The organism is Mycobacterium sp. TH-M106, assembly GCF_057473765.1.
In genome coordinates this window covers 1-6,290 of record NZ_JBYCLE010000085.1, presented here as the reverse complement: position 1 = coordinate 6,290, position 6,290 = coordinate 1, and the positions used below count along the sequence as shown (strand labels likewise).

The window sequence follows — 6,290 nt, the reverse complement described above, 5'->3', positions numbered from 1 at the left end:
AGCGCCAGGGTGGTGTCGGCCTCGGCGACCCAGGTGTGCCCGTAGGACACGCCCTCGCCGGCCCGAATCGGCCGCACCAGCACCACAGTGGTTTTCAACGTCATCGCCGGGACCAGCCCGGTGTCGCCGATAGCCGGCACCGGGTTCAGGCCATAGACCGCGATTCCGGTCCGGACCATGTCGTAGGCCAAGTCGGGCCGGGTTAAGGCGCCCGCCGAATTCGCCAAGTGGGCCACCTCGTAGCGCACACCCTGGTCGCGAGCCTGCGCCAGCAGATCGGAAAACCGTTGCGCCTGAATGTCGTTGGTCGGATTCTCCGGTTCGTCGGCGCAGGCCAGATGCGACATCAACCCCCGTAACCGGATGGCGCCCTCGGCGACAGCACGGCGCAGGGCGGCCACAAGCGCGGGGTAGTCGGCCATGCCGACCCCGTTGCGGTTCATCCCGGTGTCCACCTTGACGGTCACCGTCGCGGTGCGGCCGGCGCGGTGCACCGCGTCGAGCAGTTCATCCAGTTGCCGCGCCGAGGAGACCGCGATCTGCACGTCGGCAGCGAGTGCAGGGGCGAAGTCGGTGCCGGGCTGGTGCAGCCACGCCAGCACCGGGGCGTTTATGCCGCCCGCCCGCAATGCCAACGCCTCGTCGACGGTGGCCACCCCTAACTCCGCCGCCCCGGCAGCCACCGCCGCCCGGGCCACCGGCACCGCGCCGTGGCCGTATCCGTCGGCCTTGACCACGGCCATCACCTGCGTAGATCCGGCGTGTTCGACGAGCACCCGCACGTTGCGGGCGACGGCGTCCAGGTCGACCACGGCCTCGGCGAGCAGGTGCTGCCGCTGGGTTATCGCAGTCATCTCGCTACCGATTGTCCCAGAACCGACCAGATGGCCGTCGCGATGGTTGTGCCGCACCGCCTCCCCGGCCCGCGCCGACCCCGGCACCGGCCTCCCCACCGCCGCGCCGACCCCGGCACCGGCCTCCCCTCCGCCGCGCCGAGTGTGAAACTGTTGCGAAAAATCGCGCGAAATCTCGCAACAGCTTCACGTTCGGCGAAGCGCAGGGACGCTCGGCGAAGCAGAGGGACGCGCAGGGACGCTCGGCGAAGCGGAGGGACGCTCGGCGAAGCGGAGGGACGCGCAGGGACGCGCAGGGCCTGTTCAGTGCGCGAAATGCTGCTGCTTGAAGTGCCCACCGGGCTTGAGCTTGTCCAGGGTGGCTAACGCGGTGACGATGTCGTCGTACAGAGCGCGGGCCAGGTCAGCGGAGAGGCCTTCCCGGACCACGATGCGCAGCACCGAGACGTGGGTGGCAGCCTCCGGCATGGTGTAGGCCGGCACCTGCCAGCCGAAGGTCCGAAGCTCGTGGGAGACGTCGAACTCGGTGTAGCCGCGGTCTCCGGTGAGCCGGAAGCTGACCACCGGGATCGCCGTCCCGTCGCTGATCACCTCGAAGCATCCGGTTGTGCTCAGTTGATGACTGAGAAACCGCGCGGTGTCCGACAGCGTCCGCATGACGTCGGTGTAGCCCATCCGGCCCATCCGCAGGAAGTTGTAGTACTGCCCGACCACCTGGTTGCCGGGACGGGAGAAATTCAGCGTGAAGGTCGGCATGTCGCCGCCTAAGTAGTTGACCCGGAACACCAGCTCCTCGGGCAGGTGGTCGCGGCTGCGCCACACCACGAACCCGATGCCCGGGTAGGTCAGTCCGTACTTGTGGCCGCTGGCGTTGATCGACACCACCCGCGGCAGCCGGAAGTCCCACTTGAGACGGGGGTGCACAAACGGCACCACGAAACCGCCGCTGGCCGCGTCGACGTGCACCGGCACGTCCACCCCGCCCTTGGCGGCCAGCTCGTCTAGCGCCGCGCAGATCTCGGCAACCGGCTCCAGCTCCCCGGTGTAGGTGGTGCCCAGGATCGCCACCACGCCTATGGTGTCCTCGTCGACGGCGTCGACCACCTGCTCCGGGGTGATGACGTAACGGCCCTCGGCCATCGGCAGATAGCGCGGTTCGACGTCGAAGTAACGACAGAACTTCTCCCAGACCACCTGGACGTTAGAACCCATCACCAGGTTCGGAGTGCGGTTCTTCCAAGCCGGACCTACTCGCTGCCGCCAGCGCCACTTCAACGCCAGCCCGCCCAGCATCACCGCCTCACTCGACCCGACGGTGGACACCCCGATGGCGCTGGACGGGTCGTCATCACGCAGGTCCTCGGCGTGGAACAGGTCGGCGACCATGCACACGCAGCGCTGTTCGATGGCGGCGGTGGCCGGGTATTCGTCCTTGTCGATCATGTTCTTGTCGAACGACTCGGCCATCAGCTTGCCGGCCTCGGGGTCCATCCAGGTGGTGACGAAGGTCGCTAGGTTCAGCCGGGAGCTGCCGTCGAGCATTAACTCGTCGTGGATGAACCGGTAGGCGGCCTCCGGATCCATCGACTCGTCGGGCAGCCGCAGCGCCGGTATCGGCGCGGTGAAAATCCGGCCGGTGTAGGCCGGGGCGATCGAGTGCGCGGGAACAGACGGGTGGGACACGGCGAATCCTTTCGGGTCGATTACGGCTTCTGCTACAGCTCTGCCAGCGCGGTCCGGATATGGGACAAGATGCCCGACGCCGACGTCGGCGCGTCGCCGGGCCCGGGATCGGCGGCCGCGGACGCCGCCGCTCTGGCGTGCACGAACGCGGCGGCGGCAGCGGCTTCGACGGCGGCCACGCCGTGGGCCAGCAGCGCGCCGATCATGCCGGACAGCACGTCACCCGAGCCGGCGGTGGCCGCCCAGGAATTGCCGGCCGGGTTGAGATAGACCGGCCCGCCAGGGGCGGCGATGACGGTGACGTTGCCCTTGAGCAGCACGGTGGCGCCCATGTCGTCGGCGAGACGGCGCGCGGCGCCGACACGGTCGTCGCCGGGCGGTGCGCCGGCAAGCCGGGCGAACTCGCCGGCGTGCGGGGTTAACACGGTCGGGGCGCTGCGGTCTTTCACCAGGTCGGGATGCGCGGCCAGAATCGTCAGCGCATCGGCGTCGACGATCACCGGCAGATCGGTGTCCAGCGCGAACCACAAGTCGGCGGCGGCAGTGCCGTCGGTGCCCAGCCCCGGCCCGACGACCCAGGCCTGCACCCGCCCGGCAGCCGCCGCGCTGGGCGCTACCACCACTTCCGGCCAGTGCGAGACAACTTGTGCTGCAGCACTTCCCGCATAGCGGACCATGCCGGCAGTGGAGGCCACCGCCGCTCCGGTGCACAGGATCGCCGCACCCGGATAAGCTGCCGAGCCAGCCAGGATGCCGGTGACGCCCTGGGTGTATTTGTCGTCTTTGGCGCCGGGCACCGGCCAGCGCGCCGCCGCGTCGGCGGCCTGGAAGCCATGGGTGTCGGTGGGCGGCAGGTCCAGGCCGATGTCGACCAATTCGACACGGCCGCAATCACCCAGCGCGTGCACCGGTTTGAGGCCGCCGAAGGTCACCGTCAGCGCGGCCTGCACGGCGGGGCCAGACACTGTGCCGGTGTGGGTGTCGACGCCGCTGGGGATGTCGACGGCCACCACCGGGATTCCGGCGGCATGCACCGCGGCGAACACCTCGGCAGCATTCGGCCGAAGCGCGCCGCGACCGGAGATGCCGACCACCCCGTCGAGCACCAGATCCGTTGCCGCTGGCACGGTTTCGACGATCCGCCCACCCGCAGCGGTGAACGCCGCCAGCCCCTTGCGGTGGGTGTGCTCCGGGTTGAGCAGCACCGCGTCCGCCGCCGCGCCGCGGCGCCGCAGGAAGGTGGCGGCCCACAGCGCGTCACCGCCGTTGTCGCCGGAGCCGACGACGGCGCTGATGCGCCGCCCCGCGACCCCGCCGGTGCGGACCGTCAGTTCCCGGGCCGTAGCGGTCGCCAGCCCGAACGCGGCCCGGCGCATCAGCGCCCCGTCGGGCAGGCTGGCCAGCAGCGGCGCCTCGGCGGCGCGGATCTGCTCGACGGTGTAGTAGTGGCGCATCGGCTCTAGACTTTCATGCCCGGCGACGCGACGGGCAGCCCCCGCGACCGGGCGACGGTTGCCAGCTTCCGGTCGTAGGTAATGAACCAGACGAGGCTTTCGCCGAGCATCTCAGCGGTCGCCAGGTGAATTGCGTCGAGCGCTTTAAGCCCGCCGGGCAGATCCGCGGCTCGGTCACGGATCTCGGAACTCAACTGGAGTTCGTCGTAGTCGTCAAGCAGCTGCGCCATCAAATGAGGGAAGCTACCGGCGCGATCACAGTTACGCACTGTCTCGACGAGTCCGACGACGCTGGTAGCCCCGCGAAACTCGGCGTGATCAACGAGGAACTCACGCAATTCGACAACATTCGGCCGTTTGAGCACATACGTCACCAATGCCGACGCATCGAGGTAGATCATGCGTTCTGGCCGTCGCTGCTCCGACGTTTCGCCTCGAGTTCTTCCCTGAGCTCGCGCTCCCAATCGCTTTCGCTGTAACGATCCTCAAGCAGCATTGTGAGCGGATCCGGAGCGCCCTCCGGCAACGTATACTGCGTGAACGTGTCCAGGTCGGCCAGCGTCTTCCCGGACCGTCGCAACGCCCCGGACGCCTCGAGTTCCTCAACCCGGCTGAGCTTCGTCGGCTTGGCCGGGCTCACCGTCGCGATGACCTTGCCGTGCCGGGTGACCTCGATGGTTTCGCCCTTCTCCGCCCGGGCGAACATCGCGCTCGGATTGTAGGAGAACTCACGTATCGACACCGTGCTCATCAGCACCACCCTTCGCGCTATTGTACCTACGCGTAGGCACAATACGCGTACGGCACCTCTGCCACGGCGTCACGCGTCGCACAGCGCTCACTACTCGACGGTGACCGACTTGGCCAGATTCCGCGGCTTGTCCACGTCATAGCCGCGGGCCTGCGCGACACCGGCAGCGAACACCTGCAGCGGCACCGTCGACAGCAATGGCTGGAAAAGCGTTGACACCGCAGGAATTTCGACCAGATGGTCGGCGTAGGGCCGCACCGTGTCGTCGCCCTCCTCGGCGATGACGATGGTGGTCGCCCCGCGGCTCTGGATCTCGCGGATGTTCGACAGCACCTTGGCGTGCAACACCGAGGCGTTCTTAGGTGAGGGCATCACCACGATGACCGGCAGGCCGTCTTCGATCAGCGCGATCGGGCCGTGCTTGAGCTCGCCGGCGGCGAAGCCCTCGGCGTGCATGTAGGCCAGCTCCTTGAGCTTGAGCGCGCCTTCCAGCGCCACCGGATAGCCGACGTGACGGCCTAAGAACAGCACCGCCGGCGACCGGGCGAACCGGTGTGCCAGCGCGGTCACCGAGCCGACGCCGTCGAGCACCTGGGCCACCAGCTCGGGCATCGACTCCAGCTCGCGGTATTCGCGCTGCACCTCGTCGGGGTATTTCGTGCCGCGCGCCTGCGCCAGTGCCAGCCCGACCAGGTAGTTGGCCGCGATCTGGGCCAGAAACGTCTTCGTCGACGCCACCCCGATCTCGGGGCCGGCGCGGGTGTAGAGCACCGCGTCGGATTCCCGCGGGATCTGGGAGCCGTTGGTGTTGCAGATGGCCAACACCTTGGCTTTCTGCTCCTTGGCGTGGCGCACCGCCTCCAAGGTGTCGGCGGTCTCACCGGACTGGCTAATCGCCACCACCAGCGTGCCGCGGTCCAGCACCGGGTCGCGGTAGCGGAACTCACTGGCCAGTTCGACTTCCACCGGCAGCCGGGTCCAGTGCTCGATGGCGTACTTGGCCAGCAGACCGGAGTGATAGGCGGTGCCGCAGGCCACCACGAACACCTTGTCGATCTCGCGCAGCTCGCCATCGGAGAGCCGCTGCTCGTCGAGCTCGATGCGTCCGTCGACGAAATGCCCCAGCAGGGTGTCGGCCACCGCGGTGGGCTGTTCGGCGATCTCCTTGAGCATGAAGTACTCATAACCGCCCTTCTCGGCGGCGCTCAGATCCCAGTCGATGTGGAAAGCGCGAGCACCGGCGGGGTTGCCGTGAAAGTCGGTGACCCGATAGCCCTCGGCGGTGAGCACCACCACCTGGTCCTGGCCCAGCTCGACCGCGTCGCGGGTGTAGCCGATGAACGCGGCCACGTCGGAGCCGACGAACATCTCGCCCGACCCGCTCTGGCCGATGCCGACCACCAGCGGGGTGGACCGGCGGGCGGCGACGATGGTGCCGGGCTGGTCGGCGTTGGCGAACACCAGGGTGAAGTGGCCCTCCAGCCGGCGCAGCACCGCCAGCGCCGACGCCACGAAGTCGCCGGCGGTGTCGCCGCGGCGGTACTGGCG

At 68.6% G+C, this 6,290-nt stretch carries 6 protein-coding genes; all 6 read right to left on the bottom strand.

The annotated features are described in order from the left end of the window. On the bottom strand, positions 1–854 hold an 854-nt coding region (alr, locus tag AC2VOP_RS02875), incomplete at its 3' end, for an alanine racemase (protein WP_486959570.1). 303 nt (positions 855–1,157) lie between these two features. Then, positions 1,158–2,537 carry a glutamate decarboxylase gene (gene gad / locus AC2VOP_RS02870; RefSeq protein ID WP_486959569.1) on the bottom strand — a complete coding sequence of 460 codons (1,380 nt, stop codon included), beginning with the start codon at positions 2,535–2,537 and terminating at the stop codon, positions 1,158–1,160. Positions 2,538–2,569: 32 nt separating this feature from the next. Beyond that, the gene (locus AC2VOP_RS02865) at positions 2,570–3,991 is read right to left on the bottom strand and encodes an NAD(P)H-hydrate dehydratase (RefSeq protein WP_486959568.1); all 1,422 of its coding nucleotides are present in this window, start codon (positions 3,989–3,991) and stop codon (positions 2,570–2,572) included. Between the two features lie 5 nt (positions 3,992–3,996). Continuing rightward, the gene (locus tag AC2VOP_RS02860) at positions 3,997–4,392 is read right to left on the bottom strand and encodes a type II toxin-antitoxin system VapC family toxin (protein WP_486959567.1); all 396 of its coding nucleotides are present in this window, start codon (positions 4,390–4,392) and stop codon (positions 3,997–3,999) included. Continuing rightward, entirely contained in the window at positions 4,389–4,742 is a 354-nt protein-coding gene (locus tag AC2VOP_RS02855; protein ID WP_486959571.1) for a type II toxin-antitoxin system Phd/YefM family antitoxin, read from the bottom strand. The genes AC2VOP_RS02860 and AC2VOP_RS02855 overlap by 4 nt, the downstream gene beginning before the upstream one ends. A 90-nt stretch (positions 4,743–4,832) precedes the next feature. After that, the coding region (gene glmS, locus AC2VOP_RS02850) for a glutamine--fructose-6-phosphate transaminase (isomerizing) (protein WP_486959566.1) at positions 4,833–6,290 on the bottom strand (1,458 nt) is incomplete at its 5' end.